Raw genomic sequence first — 23,144 nt, forward strand, 5'->3', positions numbered from 1 at the left:
GAGATGGAGGAACAGATGGTGCGGTACACGAAAGAGCACAAGCAGGAGACCCGGCAGCGGATCATCGCGACGGCCGGTCGGCGGATCAAGCGGAACGGCATCGACGGCTCCGGCGTCGCGACCCTCATGAAGGACGCCGGCCTGACCAACGGCGCCTTCTACGCCCACTTCGCGTCCAAGGACGAGCTCGTCGACACCGCGATCACCGACCAGCTGCGCACGCTGCACACGAACGTCGTCGAGCAGGCCGATCCCGGCCCCGCCGGCCTCGAGCAGGTGGTGCGCTGGTACCTGTCCCCCGACCACCGGGACAACCCCGTCGACGGCTGCCCCAACGCCGCCCTGCTCGACGAGATCGCGCGCAGCGGCGACACGACGAGGCAGGCGTACACGGACGGCGTGCTCGTCGTCATCGACGGCCTCGCCGCACGCATGACGCCCGAGGATCCGCTGGCCTCCCGCGTGAAGGCACTCAGCCTCCTCGGCCTGATGGCCGGGACGCTACAGCTCGCCCGCGCCCTGACGGACCGGCAGCTCTCCGACGACCTGCTGGAGCAGGGCCTCCACAACGCCCTGGCCCTCGTGAACAGGAAACCCGAATCATGACCGAGCACACCTTCCACCCGCAGCTGCGGGCCGCGCGGTTCCTGCCGCGCACCGTCATCACCGCCCGGACGCTGCCCACGCTCCGGCGCCTCACCCGGCTCGCCGGGAGGACGCGGCGGCCGGACGCGCAGGTCGTCCCCGTGACCGACGACGTGTCGGTGCACGTCTTCCGGCCGGCTGCGCCCAGGCCCCGGACGCCGGCGCTGCTGTGGATCCACGGCGGCGGGATGGTGCTCGGCGACGCGGCGCAGGACAGCGCGCTCTGCCGCCGGATCGCCGACGAGCTGAACGTCGTCGTCGTGTCGGTGGAGTACCGGCTCGCCCCCGAGCACCCGTTCCCGACGCCGCTGGAGGACTGCTACACCGCGCTGCAGTGGCTCGCCGGCCGGCCCGACGTCGACCCCGCCCGCATCGCGATCGGCGGGCAGAGCGCAGGCGCCGGCCTGGCCGCCGCGCTGGCCCTGCTGGCGAAGGAACGCGGCGAGATCCGCCCGGTCCTGCAGCTGCTGTCCTACCCGATGCTGGACGACCGGACCACCACCCGGACCGACGTCGACCCGCGGCGGCTGCGCATCTGGAGCCCGGCCAGCAACCGGTTCGGCTGGAGCTCCTACCTCGGCCCGGCCGCGCCGGACGGCAACGTGCCGCCGCTGGCCGCGCCCGCCCGCCACGACGACCTCTCCGGGCTGCCGCCCGCCTGGATCGGCGTCGGCACCAACGACCTGTTCCACGACGAGGACGTCGCCTACGCCCGGCGGCTGCAGCAGGCCGGCGTCCCCTGCACCCTCCGCGTGGTGCCCGGCGGGTACCACAACTTCGACTCCATCGAGGCGGGGGCCGCTGTCTCCCGGGCCTTCGTCGAGGCCCAGCTCTCCGCGCTGGACGGAGCGCTCAACGGCGACCGGACGGACGCGCGGCTCTGACCCGGCACCCGTTGACGTGCGCCGACACGGCTAACTAGCCTCCGGATGGCTGGTGCTGCGCTCGCGCAGGCCGGCCACTTGGCCCCGGACAAAGGAGTTCCGCCATGCGTACAGAGATGACCCGCCGCACCCTGATCGTCTCCGGAGCGGCCATCGGCGCCTCGGCGCTGCTGGGCGCACCGACTGCGAGCGCCGATGTGAGCGCCGACGTGGACACGGCCCGGAGCGGACGTCGCGAAGCGCTCGTGACGCCGATCGCCGAGGTTCTCGACGGCGGCGAGCAGGTGACGTCGCTCGCCATCTCCTCCCCCGCCCTGCACCGCGCGGAACGGTCCTCGCTGACGTCGTCGACGTTCACGGTGCACGTCACGGCCACCAACCCGCTCAACGGCGAGGTCGCCTACGCGCAGGATCGTGTGGTCACCGCGGCGACGTGGTCACGCCGCGGCGAGATCACGCTGGAGCTGGAGCACGGGTGGGGGGTGGACGGCGGCGGCACCCTGCAGTACATGGGCGCGTACGGCCGCAACGTCCTCCTGGATCTCGACTACGCGATCACGCAGGTCGAGCCGCTGCGGGGACGGGGTCCCGGCGGCGCCGTGGTGCTCGACTCGTTCCGTCAGGGCCGGCTGTCCGATCCTGAGGTCGACGCGTTCGCCCACCATGCGACGGCGTCGGGCCTGAACTACCGGCTGTTCTCGCCTGCGCGCCGGAGCGGTCGGCGGGGCGCGGCGCTCGTCGTCTGGCTGCACGGCGGTGGTGAGGGCGGCCTGCGGACCGGCGGTTTGGACTACTACGACAACGAGGCGCAGCTGCGCGCCAACCGGGGCGCGCTCGGTTTCGCCACCCCGGAGGCGCAGGACTTCTTCGGCGGCGCGTACGTGCTCGCGCCGCAGGCGACGTCGGCCTGGATGCTCGACGGCGACGGTTTCGCGCCGCTCGTCCTGGAGGCGATCGAGGAGGTCGCCCGGGCTCACCGGATCGACGGGAGCCGGATCCACGTCGTCGGCTGCTCCAACGGTGGGTACATGTCGCTGAAGATGGTCGCCGAGTACCCCGAGACGTTCGCGACGTCCGTCCCGATCTGCTGCGGCATCGGCGCCCGCGACGGCTCCGACCCGTACTTCATCTCCGACGACGAGCTCGCGGCGACGACGACGCCCACGTGGCTCGTGCACTCGGCCGACGACACGACGCTGGATGCCCAGGCGAACACCGTCTACGCCCACGAGCGCATCGAGGGCTCGATCATGAGCCTGTACGACAACGTCACCTGGGACGGGATCACCTACCCCGGGCACTGGTCGTGGATCTACGTCGCGCGCAACGACCCGCACCACGACGGCGCGAGCGTCTGGGAGTGGATGGCGGCCACGAAGCGCTGAGCGGGGCTCAGGGGCCGACGCTCAGGGGCCGGCGGGCGAGTCCTGGCTGAACGTGTTCCACCAGCGGCCGTCCCGCTCGACCCAGAGCGAGCTGATGTACATCGACTCCGTCTGGTCCTGACCGGAAGGCTGGTGGTCGGCGCGGTAACAGAGCAGCACAGAGTTCTCGGAGACCTCGATCAGCCGCGCGTCCTCTATGGAGTACGACGTGGTGATCGGGCCGTCCGAGAGCTGTTCGGCGTGCTCGTCCCTGGTCGCGAACCCCGAGGGGTACACGCCGAGGAAGTCCGCGGACAAGAGCTCGCGCTGCGCGTGCGCGTCGCCGTTGACCTGCGTGTCCCAGACCCCTGTCTCGAGGTCGACGAAGAACTGTGTGGTGTGCGCCGGCATCCGGTCATCCTCGCATCGCTCCTGGGCCTCAGCCCTCCCGCGCGGCCACCTCGACGACCAGCAGGTCACCGCTGTCCGCGCCGTCCACCGCCTCGACGCGGAACACCGCCTCGCCCGGGGCGCCCGCCTCGCGTACGGCGTCCGTGAGGTCGTACTCGTGCTCGGCCAGCCCCTCACTGTCGGCCGGCGCCGTCAGCGTCCGCGACGGGCCGACCTCGAGGCCGTTGAGGAGGATCCGACGTCGGCTGGCGGCGCGGTCGACGAAGCGCGTCCGCACCAGGGCCGCGGCGTCCGGGCAGCGGAGGCGGTACTCGAACCACCCTGTCGTGCTGCGCCAGTGCACCCCGTCCGCGCCGCCCGCCCGGGTCCGCTCCCCCGTGAACCCGTGGTCCACCTCGGGCTGCTGCTCGCCGGCCGTCACCCTGTCGAAGACGGCCGCTGCGGTGTCGGCGTCGTCGAGGGTCCGGAGCGCGGCCAGCGCACGGGACGGGTCGCCGTCGGCCGCGAAGTAGATGCTGTAGCGCTCGTCGTGGATGGCGGCGAAGGGTTCGAGCAGGACGACGCCGGGGACGAGGTCGCCAGAGCGCTCCCGGAGCACCGCGAGCTCGAACGTCAGCGTCGACGTGTCGACGGGCGTCACCGCCGACTCCGGAGGCTCGGCGACGACGACGGGACTCTGCCGCATCGGCACCGTCGGGCCATGGGCGACGTGCGCCATCCGGTCCGGCCCCGCCACGAGCCCTGTGAGCTTTCCGGCGCCGGCGCGTGACGCGAGCACAACGGGGCCGTAGCGGAACGCGACCCAGCCGGACCCGTCGGGCAGCGGCTCCGCGACGAGCCGGGGTGCGAGCCGGATCGTGACCGCCGTCGTCCCGCTCCAGGTCCGCGCGATCTCTGCATAACCGTCGACGACGACGGCGGCGACCGGCTCGCCGTCGACCCTCAGGTCCACGAGCTCCGCCCAGGACGGCACGCGGAGGCGCAGCGTGCACGCCGTTGGTGAGGCGGAAGTGATGACAACGCTGGCCTCGTCGTCGAACGGCAGCTCGGTCGACAGCTCGACCCGCAGGCCCTCCTCCGGCCAGTCGAGGACCGACGGCGCGTAGAGCTCGACGCGGAGGTCAGGCCCGTCGTGGGTGTAGATCAGCTCGTTGTACCGCGTGTGGCCCTCCAGGCCCGAGCCGACGCAGCACCACATGGACAGGTGCGGCCGCGAGTACACCCGGTAGTGCGCCGGGCGCATCGGCGTGAAGTACACGAAGCCCCCGCGGTCGGGGTGGACGGACGAGACCACGTGGTTGAAGAGCGCGCGCTCGGCGAGCTCCACCGCGGCGCCGTCGTGTCCTTGGTCGAGGCGCAGGCGCGCCAGCTCGACCATGTTGTGGGTGTTGCAGGTCTCCGGCCCCTCGCGGTCCGTCATCACCTCGGTGAAGTCCGACGACGGATGGAAGTGCTCGCGCACGCTGTTCCCGCCGATCGCCAGCGTGCGGCGCTCGACCACCGAGGACCAGAAGGCGTCGGCAGCGGTGGCGAACCGCGCGGCGCCGGGGTCGCCGTCCGGCGCCGCCAGGTCCGCCAGGCGCTGGTAGCCCAGCACCTTGGGGATCTGCGTGTTGGCGTGGAGCCCGTCCAGCGGGTCGCCGCCGTCGGCCAGTGGATCCAGCAGCTTGCGGTGGGCCAGCCGCCGCCCCTCGGCCACGAGGTCTTCCCGGCCGGTGAGTGCGCCCAGCTCCACGAACGCCTCGTTGAGTCCGCCGAACTCGGCGGTGAGGATCTGCTCGATCTGCTCGTCGGTGAGGGTTCTCGTGACCGACAGCCACCAGTCGGCCCAGCGTGTCGCCATGGTCAGGGCGCGCTCGGACCGCCCGTGCGTCGCCGCGTCGATGAGGCCGGCGAGCGTCTTGTGCAGGTTGTAGACCGGGACCCAGCGGCCGTTGAGGCTGAACAGGTCGGCGTCGATGCGGCCGGCGGCGAGCTCCTCGCCGAGGGCCGGCCCGTCCGGCACCCCGCCGACGTAGCCGGTGCCCACCGCGTCCTGGCAGCGCTCCAGCACGTCGAGCAGGTGCTCCATGCGGTCGTGCAGCACGTCCTGGCCGGTCACCGCCCACAGCTTCGCGTGCGCGGACAGGGCGTGACCGCCGATGTGGCCGTCGAGCCCTCCGCTCTCCCAGTCGCCGTACGGCTCGGACCGGCTGTCGAGTCCCGCCGCGACGAGGAAGGGGGCGAGGAGCCGGTCCAGGTCGATGTCGAGCACCGCCTCCAGCGCCCGCTGCTGGGCGGTCGCGAACGGTCCGGGGCCGAGCCGGACGGCCCCCAGCGGGAAGGTCCGGCCGGCGGTCGCAGGCCGTGCGGTACTCAGGGACAACGTGGCTCCTTGGAAGATCGCACGGCTCCGTCGCTGTGCTGGGGCGCAGGTCCGCTGAAGTTACCTCAACCGGTTCGCTCATGGATCCAGGCGAGATGTTCCCGCAGCTCCTGCTGCCCGCGCCCATCGCAGCCAGACATGCCTGGGTCGGCCGACGGGCATAGAGAACATATGTCATATGTCTCTTGAGTTCGCGGCGGAGATCGGATGTACTACGCATAACGGCTGAAGCGAGTGAGCCCGAGGGCACCCCCAAACAACGACGTTCGGAGGAACTCAGATGAATCGCACGCCTCGGGGTCTCATGACCGCGCTCGCGGCCATGGCGCTGGTATGGGCATCGGCGCTCGTGAGCCCGACTACCGCATCCGCCGCGACCACCACCTACTACGCCTCGCCCAGCGGCAGCGGAACCGGCTGCACCTCGAGCGCGCCGTGCTCGATCTCGCAGGTCAAGACCGCGGTCAGGCAGAACCAGGGCTCCGCGTCCCCGACCGACGTGGTGGTCGTGCTCGCCGGGGGCCGCTACGAGCTCTCCTCGCCGCTGAGCTTCACGGCCGCCGACGGCGGGCGCACCACGACGACCGTGCGCTGGACGGCCGCCCCGGGCGCGACCCCCGTCCTGACGGGCTCGACGCCCGTCACCGGGTGGAGCTCGCACGACTCGGCGAAGAACATCTGGGTCGCCTCGACGCCCGTCGGGCAGGACACCCGTGACCTCTTCGTCAACGGCATCGCGTCGCCCCGCGCAGCGGTGAACATCGCTCGCAGCGACATCCAGATGACCGCCACCGGATTCAACATCACGAACCCGGCGCTCAACTACCTCTCGAACCTGCCGCAGAAGAACCGGCTCGAGCTGCGCTCCATCGGGCACTTCACCGATCGCTACTCGCCGGTCTCGGCCATCAACGGCACCACGGCGACGATGACCCAGCCCGCGTGGAACAACAACCTCTGGGGATACGACACCATGCAGGCCCCGATCTTCGGCGGACACGGGCTGAGCATCGAGAACTCTCTCTCGTTCATCTCCCAACAGGGTCACTGGTACATCGATCCCTCAGCCGGACGCCTGTATCTGAAGCCCGCGAACGGCGTGAACCCGTCGTCGCTGGATGTGCAGCTTCCGCGGCTCGAGAGGCTCATCGACATCAGCGGCAGCTACTCCAGCCCGGTACGAAACCTCAGCTTCGAGGGCCTCCAGTTCTCGGGTACCAGCTGGTTGGCTCCCTCGGGACCGAACGGCTACGCCGTGCAGCAGACCGGGACATACCTCGCCGGGTCCTATTCGTACTACCCGTCCAACGCCATCACGAGCTGCTCCCAGGGCTGCGCCGCGTTCGAGCGAGCCCGTACGACATGGAACCAGTCGCCGGCGGCCGTCCAGGTCTCGGCGGCGACGGGAGTCTCGTTCATCGGCAACAAGTTCGTGAACCTCGGCCAGACCGCGCTCGGGATCGGCAACGACGCCAACGCTCACGCGAGCGGCGTGGGTCTGGGCGCGTCCAACATCGACGTCGTCGGGAACGTGTTCACCCAGCTCGGCGGAGGAGCCGTCGTCGCCGGCGGGATCCGGGCCGATGCCCACCACCCCAGCGATCCGGCCATGACCAACTCGGACATCCTCGTCCAGGCCAACACCGTCACGAAGACCTCCTTCACCTACCGGGAGAACTCCGGCTTCCTCTCGACCTACGTCGACAACGCGCGCATCCTGCAGAACGAGGTGTTCGACCTCCCCTACGACGCGATCGACATCGGGTTCGGCTGGGGCACGAACGACGCGGGCGGGTCCCAGGACTACGTCGACCGCGGGTACTACCAGTACAACCCCAGGTACTCGACCCCGACGACGTTCCGGAACAACGTCGTGGCGAACAACATGGTGCACGACACCAAGAAGATCTTCAGCGACGGTGGCGGCATCTACTCGCTCTCGGCGTCGCCGGGCACGGTGATCCGCGAGAACTACATGTACAACCTGCGGAACACGGTCGGGCTGTACCTGGACGAAGGATCGCGGTACATCACCGCGACGAACAACGTGATCCGCGACTCCAGCCCCTGGGTCTTCGCCAACACGGGCGGAACGCGCAACACGAAGGACAACACCGTCGACAACACCTGGCACATGGGCGGGGCCGTGCAGGGCGACTTCTCCACGGCGACGAACAACCGCATCACGAACGACCACCCCGTGACCGGTTCGACCTGGCCCGCGGCGGCGCAGACGATCGTCTGCAACGCCGGCGTGCCCGCGCAGTACCGCACGCCGCTCAACGCGCCCGGATGCGCGACGCAGGGCGGCACGCAGATCGTCGGAGTGCCGTCCGGGCGCTGCCTGGAGGTCCCAGGCTCGAGCACCAGCAACGGCGCACAGACGCAGCTGTGGGACTGCACCGGCGGAACCAACCAGAGCTGGACCTACACCGCGAACAAGCAGCTGATGGTGCACGGCAACAAGTGTCTGGACGCGAGCGGTCAGGGCACCAGCAACGGTACGGCCGCGGTGATCTGGGACTGCAACGGCCAGACCAACCAGCAATGGAACCTCAACACGAACGGCACGATCACCGGCGTCCAGTCCGGGCTGTGCCTCGACGCCAGCGGGCTCGGCACCGCCAACGGCACCAAGATCCACTTGTGGGCCTGCCACGGCGGAACCAACCAGCAATGGACCCGCAGGTGAGGCAGCTCTGAGCTCGTCAGCGTCGCAGGCCGGTCGGCTCGGCCGGCACGGCCTAAACGGACCTCTTGACCCCTTCGAGCCATCCCCCTAACCTCGTGGGCTGGCCGAGATAATGCGGTCTACTACCTAATTACCAATTGAAGGGAACCAAGTGCGCAGACGCAGCCGCTTTACCGTCCTCGCAGCAGTCGCTGCCGTGGTGACGTCGTTCGCCGTCGCCCCGCCTGCTTCGGCTGATGCCTTCGACCCCAAGTGCGTGGGCGATAAGGTCATCCGCTGCGTGCGGCTCGACACGGATGGCACAGGCCTCAGCGCCGCGGCAAGCATCACCGACGACCAGACGGACGGTTCGAACTACGACGTCTCGGTGACTCGGGTCGACCTCATGGCGTACGACTCGAACCTGGGATGGCGCGCCATCGACGTCGCCACGAGCCCTGGGTGGGACCGGGAGTGGGACCGCGCGGAGACAGCGCACTGGGCCTGCAGCCACGGTAGTTCCTTCAAGGTCCACGCGATACTTCACTGGAGGGCTGCCGGATCTACCGGGAATGGCGAAGCCCAGCATCTCGAGTCCGAGTCGTATGACTGCTGACGTGCCCCCAGCGAGCCGTCCGTAACGAGAAGACCTGTGGTGGTGCGGGGCCGGGGATCCTTGCGGGTTCCCGGCCCCGCCGGCTCCTCGAACCGCCGCCCTCCGCGGTCAGACCCTCGCCCTGGGCAGAAGACAGGCCAGAAGCAGATGGCCACGACGTCGCGGATTCATCGTTCGATCTCGCCGATCCGGGCGGGGACCGTACCGAGGTGGTTGGCGACCGGCGACAAGTAGGCTGATCGTTCGTCATCGAACGGTGGTTCGCCCGGCCCCCTTCATGGAGGTGATGTCACCGAGCCTGGAGCACGGAGAGATCGTGCTGAAGCTGCCGCTGCCGGCGGACGTCGCCCTGAAGATGATCTCGGTCAGGGACGTCGGCCGGGTTGCCGCCGCGCTCCTGCTCGGCACCGCGGAAGCGCCCGGCGGAGCAGTCGAGCTCGTCGGCGACGAGCTGACAGGCCCTCAGATCGCCGCGGCGTTCGGCGCGCGCGCCGGGCTCCCGGCGCATTACGAGGCCCTCCCGTTGAGCGTGCTTCCCAGCGAGCTCGACAGGGCGATGTTCCGCCAGTTCGCGAAGGCGGCGGAACACCCGTCGGATCTTGCGGTGGTGCGGGCGATCGAGCCGGCCACCCAGTACCTGGCCGAGTGGATCCGATCCAGCGGCTGGACCGCGCCCACGGGCGTGGCTGGTCCCTGAGCCTGAGCTCAGAGAGTGTTACCGCAGTTCAACCGGAATCCGGCCTGGTCAGCAGAACAGGCCCGGGCCCGGGTGATGCTCAGACGTCGAATCGGAATGCCCCCGGTCAGTCCACGGTGATCGAGACGGTCTGCCAGCCCGAGGCACCGTTGGGAGCCGGCGGCGCCTTGGTCTCGGTCTGGACCTGTCCGTCCGAGTCCGTGGCGCGCACCGCCAGGCTGTGGTATCCGGCGTCCAGATCGATCGAGACGTGCCACTGGCGCCACGTGTCGGGGCCCACTGTCTCGGCGAGCTCAGCGGTGACCCAGTCGCCGCCGTCGGCCCGGACCTCGACCTTGCTGATGCCGGTGTGCTGCGCCCAGGCCACGCCGGCCACGGTCACGGCACCGGCGGACACGGGCGTGGACAAGCGCGGCACGTCGATCCGCGACGCGATCTTGATGGGCCCCAGTGCGGACCAGCCGCGCGGGGTCCAGTAACCCTCGTCGGCGTCGAAGGTGGTCACCTCCAGCGAGGTCACCCACTTGGTGGCCGAAACGTACCCGTACAGCCCAGGCACCACCAGCCGCGCGGGGAAGCCGTGCTCCTCGGGCAGCGGCTCGCCGTTCATGCCGATCGCGAGCAGGCTCTGCCGGTCCGGGTCCTGGAGCACCTCCAGCGGCGTGCCCGCGCTGAATCCGTCGTCGCTGCGGGAGAGCACCATGTCGGCGCCGGCCTGAGGCTTGGCCCGTTCCAGGAGCGCGCGGATCGGGTAGCCGAGCCAGAGGGCGTTGCCGACCAGGTCGCCGCCCACGGCGTTGCTCACGCACGAGAGAGTGACGTAGTGCTCCTCCATCGGCAGCTCCATGAGCTCGTCCCAGGTGAGCGTGAACGGCTCGTCCACCAGGCCACGGACCTCCAGTGACCAGTCCTGCGGGTTCAGCTGCGGCACGATCAGCGCGGTGTCGATGCGGTAGAAGTCCGAGTTCGGGGTGACATACGACGCCAGGTCGTCGAGCTTCAGGTCAGCTCCGGAAGGCACCGGCGGCGCCGGCATGCGTGCGGTGGGCAGGCGGAGCTTCTCCCGCACGGCGCTGACCGCGCTCGAGCCCATCGCCAGCACGCGCGAGCCGGCCAGCGCGAGCACCGCGACACCCACGGTGATGCCCGATACGGTCAGGAAACCACGCCGGTCCATGGCGCCGCCCGGAGTCTCGCCCGCCGAGCCCTCGCTCTGCCCCGGCACAGGCCGCAGCCGCGCCACGGTGGCACGCAGCAGGAGCACCGCGGCGCCCAGCCCGATGGCGCTGGGCAGTGCCCACAGCGGCGTCGCGCTCGGACGCAGCAACGCGACCACGACGCCGACGACGCCGACGACCCCCACCAGGACCGCGCCCGCCGGCGGGCGGCGCAGCTCCAGCCAGCCCGCGAGTGCCGATCCCAGGGCCAGCACCAGACCCATCGTGGCGAGCAGCACGGCCTTGTCGTTGGTGCCGAACCACTCCACGGCAACGTCCTTGAGCCCTGGGGGCACGGCGTCGATCACGGCGGCGCCGCCTGCGAACAGCGTGCTGGCACCGGGGGCGACGACCGCGGCAACGAGTTCCGCGACCGCCAGCCCGGCGCCACCGGCGAGCACGCCCGCGAGCGCGGCCCAGCCCGCGCCACGCGGAGAGCGCTCGGTCGAAGGCGCAGCGGGGCTACCCGTTGTCTGTGTCATGAGCTTGGCGTGAGCTCGTTGCTCGTAGCCGCGCCGGCCGGCGCGGCTACCCATGGCAGGCCCACCGGGGCCGCTGTGGCGGCGAAGAGAGCGATTCTTGACGTACGCACAACCGATCCTCCTTGGTGCTGGCGGCAAGCTGCCGCCTGAGCAGGACCTAGAGGGTTCGGAGCGGTAGACGATCAGGATGGGTCAGGGTGAATTGCCGAGCTTCATCCATGTCGCCGCCAGGGCCAGCGACGACACGGTCTCGAACCGCCGGCCTTCTCATTGCGAAGACGACCCGGGGTCTCACGGGAGCTTGCGCCGCTGGCTGTGCGGATTCCTGGACAGAGGCGAACAGGCGACGCCGATACTGCGCCCGTCGACGGCTTATGCTCGCCGAATGTTCGAGCTTGACGTGCAGAGCCTGCGCCGGATTCGGTTGCGGTTCGGGTCTTGGCACTTCCGGACGTGGCGCTCGTACTGGATGCGGCCGCCGAAGGGGTACCGCTCGCCCGAGACGATCTACGAGGTCGTCCTGTTGGGCGAGGACAACTACGTGATCGCGCAGTTGGGTGCCTTCTTCGATCTGGGGACCGCTGAGAGGTGTCTCGCGCAGTACGACGCCGCGAGACGGGACCGAATGGCGATTAACTACGTCAGTGTCCACTCGCGACTCGAAGACTGGGAGTTCGACAGGTAGTCGGTCGCCTAGACGTTCCGATAGGCATCACCACGCTGATCATTCCCGCGGGTCCGCGATCGGCGGCGCCGTGTTGGAAGTAGGCACCCCAGTCGCGCGCAGCAATTTTGGCCTCGATCTGCCAGAGGAGTGTGGCCTTCGTCGGGCGGCCCTCAAGACCCGCTGTCCGCGGGGCTCCGCCCGCCCGCCACAAACTCACAACTGCTACGCCGTGCCAGCCGTGTGCTGTGCGTCGCTGCGCGCCTATACGTCACCGTCGCTGCTCGGCGCTTACGTCGCAGTTGCCTGGCCGGGGCGCGAGTCGCCCGTGCGGTCCGTGCTCCGCGACGTTGACGAAGTCGCACGACGATAGCCCGTCTGCCGCAGGTGTTCAGGGGTTGCTCAAGCGGGACGGCCGAGCAAGTGCCGCTTTCCCGTTGTGGAAACTCGATCCCCTTGCCCAGCCGCGACACACACCGAAGAATCGAACGCGACAGCAGGCCGGCCAAGGGGGAACCGCCATGAAGGTGACGACGCTCGCGAGCACGTGCGACAAGAACGACTGCCCGACGATCTACGAGACCGACCGAGGCACGATCCTGGTCCAGGGTGAGACGCCGACCGATCATGGTCTGACGATCCCCGCGCACGAGACCCTCGTGGAGATTCCCCTGGACCTGATCCGGAAGGCGTTCGGTGACCGGCTTGGTGTCTAAGACCCTGGGAGACCTGTTCGACCAGTTTCAGCGCGAAGCCTTCCGGCTGGAGACTCTCGACGACTACAGCCGGTCCGGCAACGTCGACGCCTACCAGTTGTTCCTCGACGGTCAGGACAAGCCCGCCGACTACAACCTTGACTGGCTCGACGAGGTACGGACCCACACCGACTCGGGACGGCGCATATACCGCGTCCACGTGCTTCAACGACCCCTGACGCCCTACCTGCGCTTCGAGCTCGGCTGGGGCTACGTCACCAATGCCACGGCGGGCGAGGAGTTCTTCATCCTCGACATCACTGACCAGCCCACGCCGCTCCCTGAACATGTCGGGGACTTCTGGCTCTTCGATTCGACCACGCCGGCCCGGTTCAACTACAGCGACGGCAAGTTCATCGGGGCCGACGTTCTGCCGGATGACCATGGCCCAGAGTACGTCGCTTACCGGGAGACGGCCTTGGCGCACGCGGTGCCGTTCGCAGACTGGTGGGCGATGTACGGCGAGTGAACCGTTCCGAGTTGGGCGCAGCGCTGCGGGCTCTACGGCAGGCCTCTGGTACGGAGGCCAAGACCGTGGCCCGTAGCTCTGTCATGTCCGCGAGCAAGCTGAGCAAGATCGAGACGGGCAAACTCTCTCCCAGCGCGGACGACGTCGACCGGATCCTCACCTCCATCGGTGTCTCCGACGAGGTCAAGGCGGAGTACATGGAGGCCGCTCGTGCGGTGTCCACCGAGGCAACGGCTTGGCGCCTGATCCAGCGTGCTGGTCTACACAAAGCGCAGAAGCAGCTGCAGGCCGTCGAGGCCGACATGGATCTGCTGCGGGTGTTCCAGCCTGCGCTCGTGCCAGGTCTGCTCCAGACGCCCGAATACATGCGGGCGATCTTGTCTCGGCACGACGACCTCACCGAAGAGACGGTGCGACGCACCATGAGCGCACGGCTCGAGCGCCAGGAGGTCCTCTACGACGAGGACAAGACGCTGCGCTTCGTCATCACCGAACCGGTCCTGCGGTGGTTGATCGTGCCGACGCCGGTCATGGCCGGGCAGCTGGACCGGCTGATCTCACTGACTCGGCTACCAAACATCGACCTGCGGGTCGTGCCGCTGGCTGGCGCCCAGCGGGATATCCCTAACCACGCCTTCGTCGTCCGTGACGATCGCTCCGTGAGTGTCGAGACCGTGCATGCGAAGGTCGTGGTGACCGACCCCCGAGACGTCGCCCTCTACGTCGCCAAGTTCGATGGTTTCGCCGAGCACGCCCTGTCTGGCGATGCATTGAAGCCATTCCTCGAAGGCATTCGGGACGACCTTGTGCGGCAACGGGAAAGTGGCTAGTACCGGCCCGATAAGGGCCTCAGGATCGTTCCCAGAGCAAGCGCACCTGGGGAGGTCCGACAATGAAAGAGCCACCGGCGGGAACGGCGACGCATCTGATTGCGCTCGACATCGACGGCACGCTGATCGGCCGGGATGGCAAGGTGCCGTCTGAGACGGTCCAGGCGTTGGAGCTGGTGCGCGCCAGTGGGCATCACGTCGTGCTGGCAACCGGAAGGTCGCTTGTCGGGCTGCTCGCTGCCGCCCGGAGATTAGGCCTGACCGAGGGTTGGGCCGTCTGTTCCAACGGAGCCCTGACGGTGCGTCTGGACCGAGGTGCATCGTCGGGATACAAGGTGGTGGAGGCCCGCGCCTTCACCGTGGGAGCGGTAATCCGCCAGGCGAATCGGCTGTCGCCCGGCATAAACGTCGCAGTTGAGGACGTTGGCTGGGGCTGGCGCGTGAACTGCGAGTTCGGGCCTGGACTGCTCAACGGACCGCAGAAGCTGACGCCGCTCGAAGAGCTCCTGGCGGGACAGGCTTCGCGGGTTGCGCTCCACGCCAACCAGGTCGCGGACCACGCGGATGCGCTACGTCACCTCGGTGTCACCGTGACACCAGCGGGCCACGACTGGCTCGATGTCACGGCGCCCGGAACAAGCAAGGCAACTGCGCTGGAACAGATCCGGTGCCTACTCGGAGTCGCATCCGAGCACACCGTTGCAGTCGGCGATGGAATCAACGACATCGCCATGCTGGGATGGGCGGCGCGTGGCGTCGCCATGGGACACGCACCCGACACCGTGCGCGAGGCAGCTGGCGAGACCACCGGCACCATCGCGGAGGACGGCGCAGTCCCGATCCTCCTGTCGCTGGTCCCCGCCCCGGCGCGCCGGCCTGGCTTGTCACCGCTGGGGGCACAGCTCGCCGCAGCCGTCCACACCGCCGTCGAACGTGCGCCGGGCCCACTCGTGGTCCGGGTCTGGCACGGTTCCAGTCCCGACCTCGCCGGGTGTGAGGTCCACACGCTCCGGTCGGGCCGGTGGGTTTGGCAGGCACCCGTCCCTGCTGGTAGAGCCTCCACCATGCGCGACGTCGAGCGCGCCGCTCGCGAGGCCGGGCTCACCTACCCGCGCGGCGACGAAGGACGACGACGCGCTCACTGGCGCACAACCGCAATCGGGTCTGAATCGGGGCCGGCCGAGTTCGAACTCCCACTGACCCATGCCTGACAAGCACATACACGCCGCACGCCTGCAGGGGGATGCGTGCCCCTGGAGACCAATTCCGTCCACCACGGTCCCGAGGGCTCAGAAGCGTTACCGCAGGTCGTCCGGGTTCCGGCCTGGTCAGAGGACCAGGCCGGAAACCGGGGCGGTGCTCAGACGTCGAAGCAGAACTCCACCAGATGCCGTCGTCGCCCAACCTGATGCAGGCAGCCCGACCTCAAACGGAATCGCCATTCTTCGCGCGGAGGTCGTTCGCGGCGAGACGCAGGTCGCGAAAGTCCTCGACGGCGAGTCGGGCGGCACTTCCGAAACTGGCGATCGTCCCTCGCGCGACGACAAAGATGTCGTCGACCACGGCTTCGGGAGGCGTTATCTCGCCGTAGCAGTCATGCCAAGCGAACTCGGTCAGTTCAAGGATGTCCAGCACAGCGTCTGCATCGCGGCCGAACTCCTCACGTGCTCTTGGCTCGCGAATCGCCCTTCGCTCGGCCCGGCTGATCGACATGCTGGCAACTGTGCCACAGGCGCGGTCCTGACAGGGTCAGGACCTGCACCACCATCGGTCAGACGTTGAACCTGAACTCCACCACGTCGCCGTCCTGCATGACGTAGTCCTTGCCCTCGATGCGGGCCTTGCCCGCAGCCTTCACCGCGGCGGACGAGCCGGCCTCTACCAGGTCCTCGAACGAGGTGACCTCTGCCTTGATGAAGCCGCGCTCGAAGTCGGTGTGGATCACGCCGGCGGCCTGGGGGGCGGTCCAGCCCTTGTGGATGGTCCAGGCGCGCGCTTCCTTCGGACCAGCCGTGAGGTAGGTCTGCAGGCCGAGCGTCTCGAAGCCGACCTTCGCGAGCTGGTCCAGGCCGGACTCCGGCTGGCCGGACTCGGCGAGCATCTCGGCGGCTTCCTCGGGCTCGAGCTCCACGAGCTCGGACTCGAACTTCGCGTCCAGGAAGATCGCCTGGGCCGGCGCCACGACCTTGCGCAGGGCCTCCTGGGAAGCGGTGTCCGCCAGGCCGGCGTCGTCAGTGTTGAAGACGTAGATGAACGGCTTGGCCGTCATCAGCTGGAGGCTCGCGATCTCGGCCAGGTCGAGACCGGCGTCAGCGGCGCCCTGGTACAGGGTGACGCCCTGGTTCAGGACCTCCTCCGCCTTCTTGGCGGCCGCGTACAGGACGGGGTCGCCGCGCTTGATCTTGACCTCCTTCTCCATCCTCGGCAGAGCCTTCTCGAGGGTCTGGAGATCGGCGAGGATCAGCTCGGTGGAGATGGTCTCGATGTCGCCGGGGGCGTCCATCGAGCCGTCGACGCGCACCACGTCCGGGTCGTCGAACGCACGGGTGACCTGGCAGATGGCGTCGGCCTCGCGGATGTTGGCGAGGAACTTGTTGCCCAGGCCCTCACCCTCGGACGCGCCCTTGACGATGCCCGCGATGTCCACGAACGACACCGTGGCCGGCAGGATCTTCTGGCTCCCGAAGATCTCGGCGAGCTTGTTGAGCCGCTCGTCAGGCAGGGAGACCACGCCAACGTTGGGCTCGATCGTCGCGAACGGGTAGTTCGCCGCGAGCACCTGGTTGCGGGTCAGAGCGTTGAAGAGGGTGGACTTGCCGACGTTGGGCAGGCCGACGATGCCGATAGTAAGAGCCACGTCGCGAAATTCTACGTGCCGAGCGCCAATCGCCGACAGCCGCGTCGTCGCGGGACTCGGCAAGCCCGTCTATCGGGCGTCGCGTCTGCGCTCCAGCTCGTCGAGATCACGCGCCGCGAACCGGTGGTGCTCCCAGGCCTCGTTGGCGATCACCCCGAGGCAGCGCCACACCGGAAGGCTGCGCGTCTCCGGTTCCCACGGCGGCAGCCGGCGAGCAGGTGCCCCGAAGTCCTCCTGCGTGAGGGAGTCGTACTGCGCGCGCACCTGGGCCATGCGATCGGCGTAGGCGGCCTGGACCTCCTCGAACGACGGTGTGGCCGTGACGTCGACGCCCAGCGCAGCCGCTTCGTCGTCGTACTCGGAGAACGGGAGGCCTATCGGGCTGAACGCTCTGTCGAGGCCCTGGATCCCGTGGCGCACCCAGCCATCGACGGCGAACACCAGGTGCCGCAGGGTCTGGGCGACCGACCACTCGCCGTCGACCTGTTGGTCCGCCGCACCCGCTGGCATGGCCGCTACCCGGTCGAGCGTGGCCGACCAGGTCCGCAGCGCGGCCTCGAACGACTCCCGCTGCTCCGCGAGGACCTGGGACCGAGCCAGCTCTCGCCCGGGATACCGGCGGTTCAGCTCGGCCTCGATCAACGGCAGCACCTCGACGCCGTTGATCTTGAGGTCGCGGATCTGCCCGTCGATGTCCGCGCCGGTCAGATCGACTCCGCGCATCACGACGCGGGGCAGGTATGACTGGTCGAACGCCGCACCCTCCAGGTCGGTGAAGCGGAACCGGGCACCGGTCAGGTTCGCCGCGACGAACTCGGCGTGCCGCAGGTCGTCGTCTGCCGTGAATCGCGTCATCGCCCCAGGCTAGGCCGGGTCACTGACACGACCGCTGACCTGGGGCGACGTCACCTCGAGGTCACGGGAAGGACTGCACCTGCTGGAGCAGCTCGGGCAGGCGCCTGTCGTACACACGAGCGCCGAACCGCACCGCCAGTACCAGGATCAGCGCGCCGTACAGGATCCCCACGAGGATCGCGGCAAGGCCCCACAGCACGCCGCCCAGCATCAACGCCGGGATGCCCACCGCGAAGACCGGCAGGGCCAGCGCTGCGGTGACGGCGAACCCGATGCCCTGCGACACGAGCGTGGCCATCGCCGCACCCTGTGGCGACTTCAGGGGGCTCTCCCCCGGCTTCGCGACCGGGTAGACGAGCCGTGCCGAGACGGCGCAGGACACGGCGGTACTGACCAGCAGGGCACCGAACGCCAGCCCCAGCAGGGGCAGGGTGAGGTGCCAGGAGTCGGCGACCCAGACCGAGGCCACCACCGTGGCCGCGGCGACCAGAGGTCCGGCGATCAGCATCGGGATCGCGCGGCCCCACCGGTCGGCGCGGCCGTCGACACCCGACGAGACGTGCAGGGCGAACGCCGTGTTGTCGTAGCCGATGTCGTTGGAGATGCTGAAGCCGAGCATCCAGCCCACGAACGGCCCGGTCGCCAGGAGCAGGAAGAAGCTGCCTGTGCTCTGGGACGTGAAGTACATGATGACCGGCAGCAGCGGGATGACGGCGATGGACCCCGAGTAGCGCGGGTCCCGCAGCCAGTAGGTGGCGGTCCGGGCGGTGACCGCCCAGGTGGGCGAGAACGGCACGCGGCCGAACACCCCGAGGCCCTTGGCCTTGCCACCGCTGCCGTCGCCGACGGGCGGGCGCACCAGAGCACGGCCCAGCGCCCGGTCCCAGACCAGCCACGCCAGCGCGACGGTGCCGAGCGCGACCGCGAGGCGACCCGCCAGGCCCGCCCAGTCGCCGTCGTACGCGGTGCTGCCGAGCGACCACGCCGCGCCGAACGGCGTCCAGCCGACGACGGCGGCCGCCTGCTCGAACAACGGGAGGAGCTGCATCCCGGTACTGCTGTCGGAGCCCGGCTCGACCGAGCCCTCGACGCCGTTGGCGAGCCAGCCGACGAGCGGGCCGATCGTCATGAACAGCACCAGCGCGACGATCGTCACGACCTCGCGGTAGCGGCGCGACTCCAGGACGGGTGCGAGCAGCGTGGTGATCGCCCGGGAGCCGAGGACGCACGTGGCGACGCCGAGCACCGCGCCGACGAGCGAGACGAGCAGCACGCCCGGCTGCAGGAGCCACGCGAAGGAGACCCCCAGCGCGAGCAGCACCGTCGCGATACCGGGCACCGAGACCAGGCCCGCCACCGCCAGCCCCGCGAGAAGCGTGCGCCGGGGGATCGCGAACGTCGTGAACCGGTGCGGGTCCAGCGTGGCGTCCACGCCGAAGGCGAAGATCGGGATGACCCACCAGCCCAGGACGGCCAGCGCCCCGCCGAGGGTGATCGCGAGGCCGGCCCAGGCCGGGTCGCCGAAGAACCCGAGACCTACTACCGCGGCGATCAGGAGACCGACGACGCCGAGCGCGTAGAGCGCCGCGACGATCATGCCGATGGTCTGCCACACGCTCCTGCGGAACGTGTTGCCCATCAGCGTCAGCTTGAGGCTCAGGAACCGCGCAACCATGAGAGCCCCTCCGAGTGCTGACGGCCACCGACGAGGTCCACGAACCGGTCTTCCAGGCTCTGCTCGCCCCGCACCTCGTCCACCGTGCCCGCCGCGAGGACGTGCCCCGCCGCCATCACCGCGACGTGGTCGCACATGCGCTGCACCAGGTCCATGACGTGGCTGGAGACGATGACGGTGCCACCGCCCGCCACGTAGCTCTTGAGGATGTCGCGGATGTTCGCGGCGCTCACCGGGTCGACGGCCTCGAACGGCTCGTCCAGGACCAGGGTGCGCGGCGCGTGGATCATGGCGCTGCCCAGCGCGATCTTCTTGGTCATGCCGGCGGAGTAGTCGACGACGAACGTGTCCGCGTCCGCGACCAGGTCGAACGCCTTCAGGAGGTCGTTCGTCCGGTCCACCACGGTGTCCTTGTCCATCCCGCGCAGCATCCCGGCGTACGTGAGCAGCTGGCGACCGGTCAGCCGGTCGAACAGGCGCACGCCGTCGGGCAGCACGCCCAGGGTCGCCTTGGCCTCGTCGGGCCGCGCCCACAGGTCCACGCCGTGCACCCAGGCACTGCCGAAGTCAGGTCGCAGCAACCCGGTGGCCATCGAGAGCATGGTCGTCTTGCCGGCCCCGTTCGGGCCGACCAGACCGTAGAACGAGCCCGCTGGGACGTCCAGGTCGACGCCGGAGACCGCGATCTTCTGCCCGAACCGCTTCCAGAGTCCGCGCACGCTGAGCGCCGCCGACGGGTCGTGCGGGGGCGGCTCCTGGGCACCTGGTGTCCCGGGGCTGCCTGAAGGGCTCGGGTCGACTGGGGTCGTCATGGCACCCAACGTAGTCGCGCCGTCCGACACGACGGATCCGACGCGAGGATGAGTGCCGGGTGAAGGAGATCCGTCGCCGGGCGGAGAAATCACTCCCGGGGCCATACCGGACGCATACCGGACTATTTCGACCATGCGGGGTGTCACCGTGCCGGAGTGTCAGTGACACGTGGCAGCCTGTCGCCCATGGACATCGTCGCAACGATTCTGCTGGCCCTCGGCGCACTCGTCGTCGGCGTGCTGCTGGGGTGGCTCGGCCACGCGCAGCGCGTTGCGCCCGCACAGCGCGACGCGGACCTGGAGGTCGCCCGCCTGCGCGCCCAGGCCGAGTCGGCCGAGCAGCGGATCGCCGCCGCACAGCACCGCGCGGACGAGCAGATCGACGCCGCACGGGAGCGCGCCGCCGAGCAGATCGCCGCCGCCCGCTCCGAGCAGGAGCACGCACGCCGCCAGTTCCAGGCGCTCGCGGGCGACGCGCTGGACGCCAACAGCAAGCGTTTCCTCGAGCTCGCGGAGGAGCGGCTCAAGCGGTCCGCGTCGGACGGCGAGCAGTCGCTCGCCAAGCGCGAGGAGGCCGTGAAGTCTCTGGTGGACCCGCTCACCAAGGCCGTGGAACTGGTGCGCAGCGAGGTGCTCCAGGCGGAGAAGGCCCGGATCGAGGGCCAGGGCGCGCTCGTCGAGCAGATGCGCAACGTCGCCGAGGTCTCGACCGAGCTGCGCAACGGCACGGCGGACCTGGTCACGGCGCTGCGCTCGTCGCAGACGCGCGGCGCGTGGGGCGAGCTGCAGCTGCGCAAGGTTGTCGAGTCCGCGGGCATGATCAACCGGGTCGACTTCACCGAGCAGGCGCAGGTCACCACGGAGGACGGCGAGGTGCAGCGCCCCGACATGGTCATCAACCTCGCCGGTGGCAAGCGCGTGGTCGTGGACTCCAAGGTCGCGTTCCTTGGCTTCCTGGAGGCCCAGCAGTCCGACGACGCCGCGTACCGCGAGCAGCGCCTCGACGCGCACGTCCGCCACATGCGCAAGCACGTGGACGACCTGGCCGGCAAGAAGTACTGGAACCAGTTCGAGCCCGCACCCGAGTTCGTCGTGATGTTCGTGCCCGCCGAGGCGTTCCTGTCGGCGGCCCTGGAACGTGCGCCGGAACTGCTGGAGTACGCGGTGCAGAAGAACGTCATCATCGCGACGCCGACCACGATGCTCGCCCTGCTGCGCACCGTCGCTTACGCATGGCGGCAGGAGTCGCTGGCGGAGAACGCTCAGAAGGTGCTCACCGTCGGCAAGGAGCTGTACGCGCGGCTGGTCACCATGACGCAGCACGTCACGAAGATGGGACGCTCCCTGGAGTCGGCCACCAAGGACTACAACAGGCTCATCGGCTCGCTGGAGCGCAACGTGCTCACGTCGGCCCGCCGCATGGTGGAGCTCGATGTGATCGATGAGAAGGACCGCATCGCGGAGCCGAGGGGCATCGAGGAGGTCCCCCGCCCCATCACCAAGGCAGAGCTGCTGGCGGCGGACGACGGCGACGTCGTCGCGTTCGACCGGGCACAGGACACCGACACCATCCTGGTGCAGGCGCTGGAGGTCACCGAGCTCGCAACCACCGACAAGCGCGCGTTCGAGGCGGTCGAGAAGAAGTCGTCAGACGACGAGAACACGGCCGCCGTCGGACAGGCCGGCTGAGGACCGCATCAACGAGAACGGGGCTGTGTTCGCCGCAGGTCTCCTGCGGAACACAACCCCGTTCTCGTTCGACAGCGGCACACACGCCGGCGGCGCGAGAGGCGGGCCTCAGGCCTGCGGCAGCTCCGGGCGAGCCTCGCGGCGCGGGCGCTTGGGCTCCTCGCCCGCGGCCTTGAGCCCCGCGCGCAGCTCGCGCGGCAGCGAGAACATCAGGTCCTCGGTCGCGGTCCGGACCTCGTCGACCGTGCCGAAGCCGTGGTCGGCGAGGTGCGCGATGACGTCCTCCACGAGGATCTCGGGAACCGAGGCACCCGAGGTCACGCCCACGGTGGTGACGCCCTCGAGCCACTCGTCCTTGATCTCGGTCTTGCGGTCCACGCGGTACGAGGCCTTGGCCCCGGCCTGGAGCGCCACCTCGACGAGCCGCACGGAGTTGGACGAGTTGGCCGAGCCCACGACGATGACGAGGTCGCACTCGGGCGCCAGCTTCTTCACCGCCACCTGGCGGTTCTGCGTGGCGTAGCAGATGTCGTCGCTGGGCGGGTCCTGCAGGGACGGGAACTTCTCGCGCAGCCGGCGCACGGTCTCCATGGTCTCGTCGACCGACAGCGTCGTCTGCGAGATCCACACGACCTTGGCGGGGTCGCGGACGACCACCTGGTCCACCTCGTCCGGCGAGTTCACGATCTGCACGTGGTCGGGCGCCTCGCCGGCGGTGCCCTCGACCTCCTCGTGACCGGTGTGCCCGATCAGCAGGATGTCGTAGTCGTCCTTCGCGAACCGGACGGCCTCCTTGTGCACCTTGGTGACCAGGGGGCAGGTTGCGTCGATCGTGTCCAGGCTCCGCGCCACGGCCGAGGCGCGCACCGCGGGCGACACCCCGTGCGCGGAGAAGACGAGCCGGCTGCCCTCGGGCACCTCGTCGGTCTCGTTGACGAAGATGGCGCCACGTTCCCGCAGCGTCTCCACCACGTGCTTGTTGTGCACGATCTCCTTGCGCACGTAGACCGGTGCGCCATAGGTCTCCAGTGCCTTCTCGACGGCGACCACGGCACGGTCGACGCCCGCGCAGTAGCCGCGTGGCGCAGCCAGCAGGACGCGCTTGGTCTTGGTCTCAGCAGGACGCTCAGGGCTCGTGACACTCACACACGCAGTCTAGGGGCGCCGTGCGGAGGGCTTGTGTCGG

21 protein-coding genes are annotated in these 23,144 nt (G+C 69.4%); 12 read left to right on the forward strand and 9 right to left on the reverse strand.

All coding sequences use genetic code 11. The features are described 5' to 3' along the window. Positions 1-15 precede the first annotated feature (15 nt). The 3 genes from ACNYC2_RS22310 to ACNYC2_RS22320 all read left to right on the forward strand — a co-directional run bounded on the left by ACNYC2_RS22310 (position 16) and on the right by ACNYC2_RS22320 (position 2,914). Positions 16-606: a TetR/AcrR family transcriptional regulator gene (locus ACNYC2_RS22310; protein ID WP_419703886.1), complete on the forward strand. Its 591-nt coding sequence runs from the start codon at positions 16-18 to the stop codon at positions 604-606. Beyond that, a complete protein-coding gene (locus ACNYC2_RS22315; RefSeq protein ID WP_419703887.1) occupies positions 603-1,529 on the forward strand; it encodes an alpha/beta hydrolase in 927 nt (308 codons plus the stop codon). The genes ACNYC2_RS22310 and ACNYC2_RS22315 overlap by 4 nt, the downstream gene beginning before the upstream one ends. A gap of 104 nt (positions 1,530-1,633) precedes the next feature. Beyond that, on the forward strand, positions 1,634-2,914 hold the full coding sequence (locus ACNYC2_RS22320) for a prolyl oligopeptidase family serine peptidase (RefSeq protein ID WP_419703888.1): 1,281 nt from the start codon (positions 1,634-1,636) through the stop codon (positions 2,912-2,914). Positions 2,915-2,935: 21 nt separating this feature from the next. On the opposite strand, the gene ACNYC2_RS22325 is transcribed toward ACNYC2_RS22320, so the two are convergent. Together ACNYC2_RS22325 and ACNYC2_RS22330 are read right to left on the reverse strand one after the other, a co-directional pair. Then, positions 2,936-3,304 carry a DUF4440 domain-containing protein gene (locus ACNYC2_RS22325; protein WP_419703889.1) on the reverse strand — a complete coding sequence of 123 codons (369 nt, stop codon included), beginning with the start codon at positions 3,302-3,304 and terminating at the stop codon, positions 2,936-2,938. A 28-nt stretch (positions 3,305-3,332) separates the two neighbouring features. After that, positions 3,333-5,669 (reverse strand): beta-L-arabinofuranosidase domain-containing protein, encoded by a 2,337-nt coding sequence (locus tag ACNYC2_RS22330; protein WP_419703890.1) that lies wholly within the window; start codon positions 5,667-5,669, stop codon positions 3,333-3,335. A gap of 280 nt (positions 5,670-5,949) precedes the next feature. On the opposite strand from ACNYC2_RS22330, the gene ACNYC2_RS22335 reads away from it, so the two are divergent. The 3 genes from ACNYC2_RS22335 (at position 5,950) to ACNYC2_RS22345 (ending at position 9,653) form a co-directional block, all read left to right on the forward strand. Further along, a complete protein-coding gene (locus ACNYC2_RS22335; protein WP_419703891.1) occupies positions 5,950-8,361 on the forward strand; it encodes an RICIN domain-containing protein in 2,412 nt (803 codons plus the stop codon). A 151-nt stretch (positions 8,362-8,512) separates the two neighbouring features. Continuing rightward, on the forward strand, positions 8,513-8,956 hold the full coding sequence (locus tag ACNYC2_RS22340; RefSeq protein ID WP_419703892.1) for a hypothetical protein: 444 nt from the start codon (positions 8,513-8,515) through the stop codon (positions 8,954-8,956). Between the two features lie 256 nt (positions 8,957-9,212). Further along, complete coding sequence (locus ACNYC2_RS22345) at positions 9,213-9,653, forward strand: NmrA family NAD(P)-binding protein (protein ID WP_419703893.1); 441 nt, start codon at positions 9,213-9,215, stop codon at positions 9,651-9,653. A gap of 106 nt (positions 9,654-9,759) precedes the next feature. Here ACNYC2_RS22345 and ACNYC2_RS22350 read toward each other — a convergent pair whose 3' ends face one another. Then, positions 9,760-11,352: a molybdopterin-dependent oxidoreductase gene (locus tag ACNYC2_RS22350; RefSeq protein WP_419703894.1), complete on the reverse strand. Its 1,593-nt coding sequence runs from the start codon at positions 11,350-11,352 to the stop codon at positions 9,760-9,762. A 385-nt stretch (positions 11,353-11,737) separates the two neighbouring features. On the opposite strand from ACNYC2_RS22350, the gene ACNYC2_RS22355 reads away from it, so the two are divergent. The 5 genes from ACNYC2_RS22355 (at position 11,738) to ACNYC2_RS22375 (ending at position 15,281) form a co-directional block, all read left to right on the forward strand. Beyond that, positions 11,738-12,037: a hypothetical protein gene (locus tag ACNYC2_RS22355; RefSeq protein ID WP_419703895.1), complete on the forward strand. Its 300-nt coding sequence runs from the start codon at positions 11,738-11,740 to the stop codon at positions 12,035-12,037. Positions 12,038-12,537: 500 nt separating this feature from the next. Beyond that, positions 12,538-12,732 carry a hypothetical protein gene (locus ACNYC2_RS22360; RefSeq protein WP_419703896.1) on the forward strand — a complete coding sequence of 65 codons (195 nt, stop codon included), beginning with the start codon at positions 12,538-12,540 and terminating at the stop codon, positions 12,730-12,732. Further along, on the forward strand, positions 12,713-13,240 hold the full coding sequence (locus tag ACNYC2_RS22365) for a DUF6879 family protein (protein WP_419703897.1): 528 nt from the start codon (positions 12,713-12,715) through the stop codon (positions 13,238-13,240). Before ACNYC2_RS22360 ends, ACNYC2_RS22365 begins: the two co-directional genes overlap by 20 nt. Continuing rightward, entirely contained in the window at positions 13,237-14,070 is an 834-nt protein-coding gene (locus tag ACNYC2_RS22370) for a helix-turn-helix domain-containing protein (protein WP_419703898.1), read from the forward strand. The genes ACNYC2_RS22365 and ACNYC2_RS22370 overlap by 4 nt, the downstream gene beginning before the upstream one ends. Before the next feature lie 62 nt (positions 14,071-14,132). Further along, positions 14,133-15,281 (forward strand): HAD family hydrolase, encoded by a 1,149-nt coding sequence (locus ACNYC2_RS22375; RefSeq protein WP_419703899.1) that lies wholly within the window; start codon positions 14,133-14,135, stop codon positions 15,279-15,281. 214 nt (positions 15,282-15,495) lie between these two features. Here the strand turns inward: ACNYC2_RS22375 and ACNYC2_RS22380 are convergent, their stop codons facing one another. From ACNYC2_RS22380 to ACNYC2_RS22400, 5 genes are all read right to left on the reverse strand, one after another. Next, on the reverse strand, positions 15,496-15,783 hold the full coding sequence (locus ACNYC2_RS22380) for a hypothetical protein (RefSeq protein WP_419703900.1): 288 nt from the start codon (positions 15,781-15,783) through the stop codon (positions 15,496-15,498). A gap of 58 nt (positions 15,784-15,841) precedes the next feature. Beyond that, the gene (gene ychF, locus ACNYC2_RS22385; RefSeq protein ID WP_116673951.1) at positions 15,842-16,927 is read right to left on the reverse strand and encodes a redox-regulated ATPase YchF; all 1,086 of its coding nucleotides are present in this window, start codon (positions 16,925-16,927) and stop codon (positions 15,842-15,844) included. A gap of 69 nt (positions 16,928-16,996) precedes the next feature. Next, entirely contained in the window at positions 16,997-17,782 is a 786-nt protein-coding gene (locus ACNYC2_RS22390; protein ID WP_419703901.1) for a DinB family protein, read from the reverse strand. A gap of 61 nt (positions 17,783-17,843) precedes the next feature. Further along, the gene (locus ACNYC2_RS22395; protein WP_419703902.1) at positions 17,844-19,457 is read right to left on the reverse strand and encodes a hypothetical protein; all 1,614 of its coding nucleotides are present in this window, start codon (positions 19,455-19,457) and stop codon (positions 17,844-17,846) included. Beyond that, entirely contained in the window at positions 19,439-20,269 is an 831-nt protein-coding gene (locus ACNYC2_RS22400; protein WP_419703903.1) for an ABC transporter ATP-binding protein, read from the reverse strand. Before ACNYC2_RS22400 ends, ACNYC2_RS22395 begins: the two co-directional genes overlap by 19 nt. Positions 20,270-20,455: 186 nt before the next feature. Here ACNYC2_RS22400 and rmuC point away from each other — a divergent pair, with 186 nt between their 5' ends. Continuing rightward, positions 20,456-21,958: a DNA recombination protein RmuC gene (gene rmuC / locus ACNYC2_RS22405; RefSeq protein ID WP_419703904.1), complete on the forward strand. Its 1,503-nt coding sequence runs from the start codon at positions 20,456-20,458 to the stop codon at positions 21,956-21,958. A 108-nt stretch (positions 21,959-22,066) separates the two neighbouring features. Here the strand turns inward: rmuC and ACNYC2_RS22410 are convergent, their stop codons facing one another. Continuing rightward, on the reverse strand, positions 22,067-23,104 hold the full coding sequence (locus ACNYC2_RS22410; RefSeq protein WP_357505627.1) for a 4-hydroxy-3-methylbut-2-enyl diphosphate reductase: 1,038 nt from the start codon (positions 23,102-23,104) through the stop codon (positions 22,067-22,069). Positions 23,105-23,144 lie beyond the last annotated feature (40 nt).

Source organism: Promicromonospora sp. NFX87, from assembly GCF_048564965.1.
In the GTDB taxonomy this organism is placed as follows: Bacteria; Actinomycetota; Actinomycetes; order Actinomycetales; family Cellulomonadaceae; genus Promicromonospora.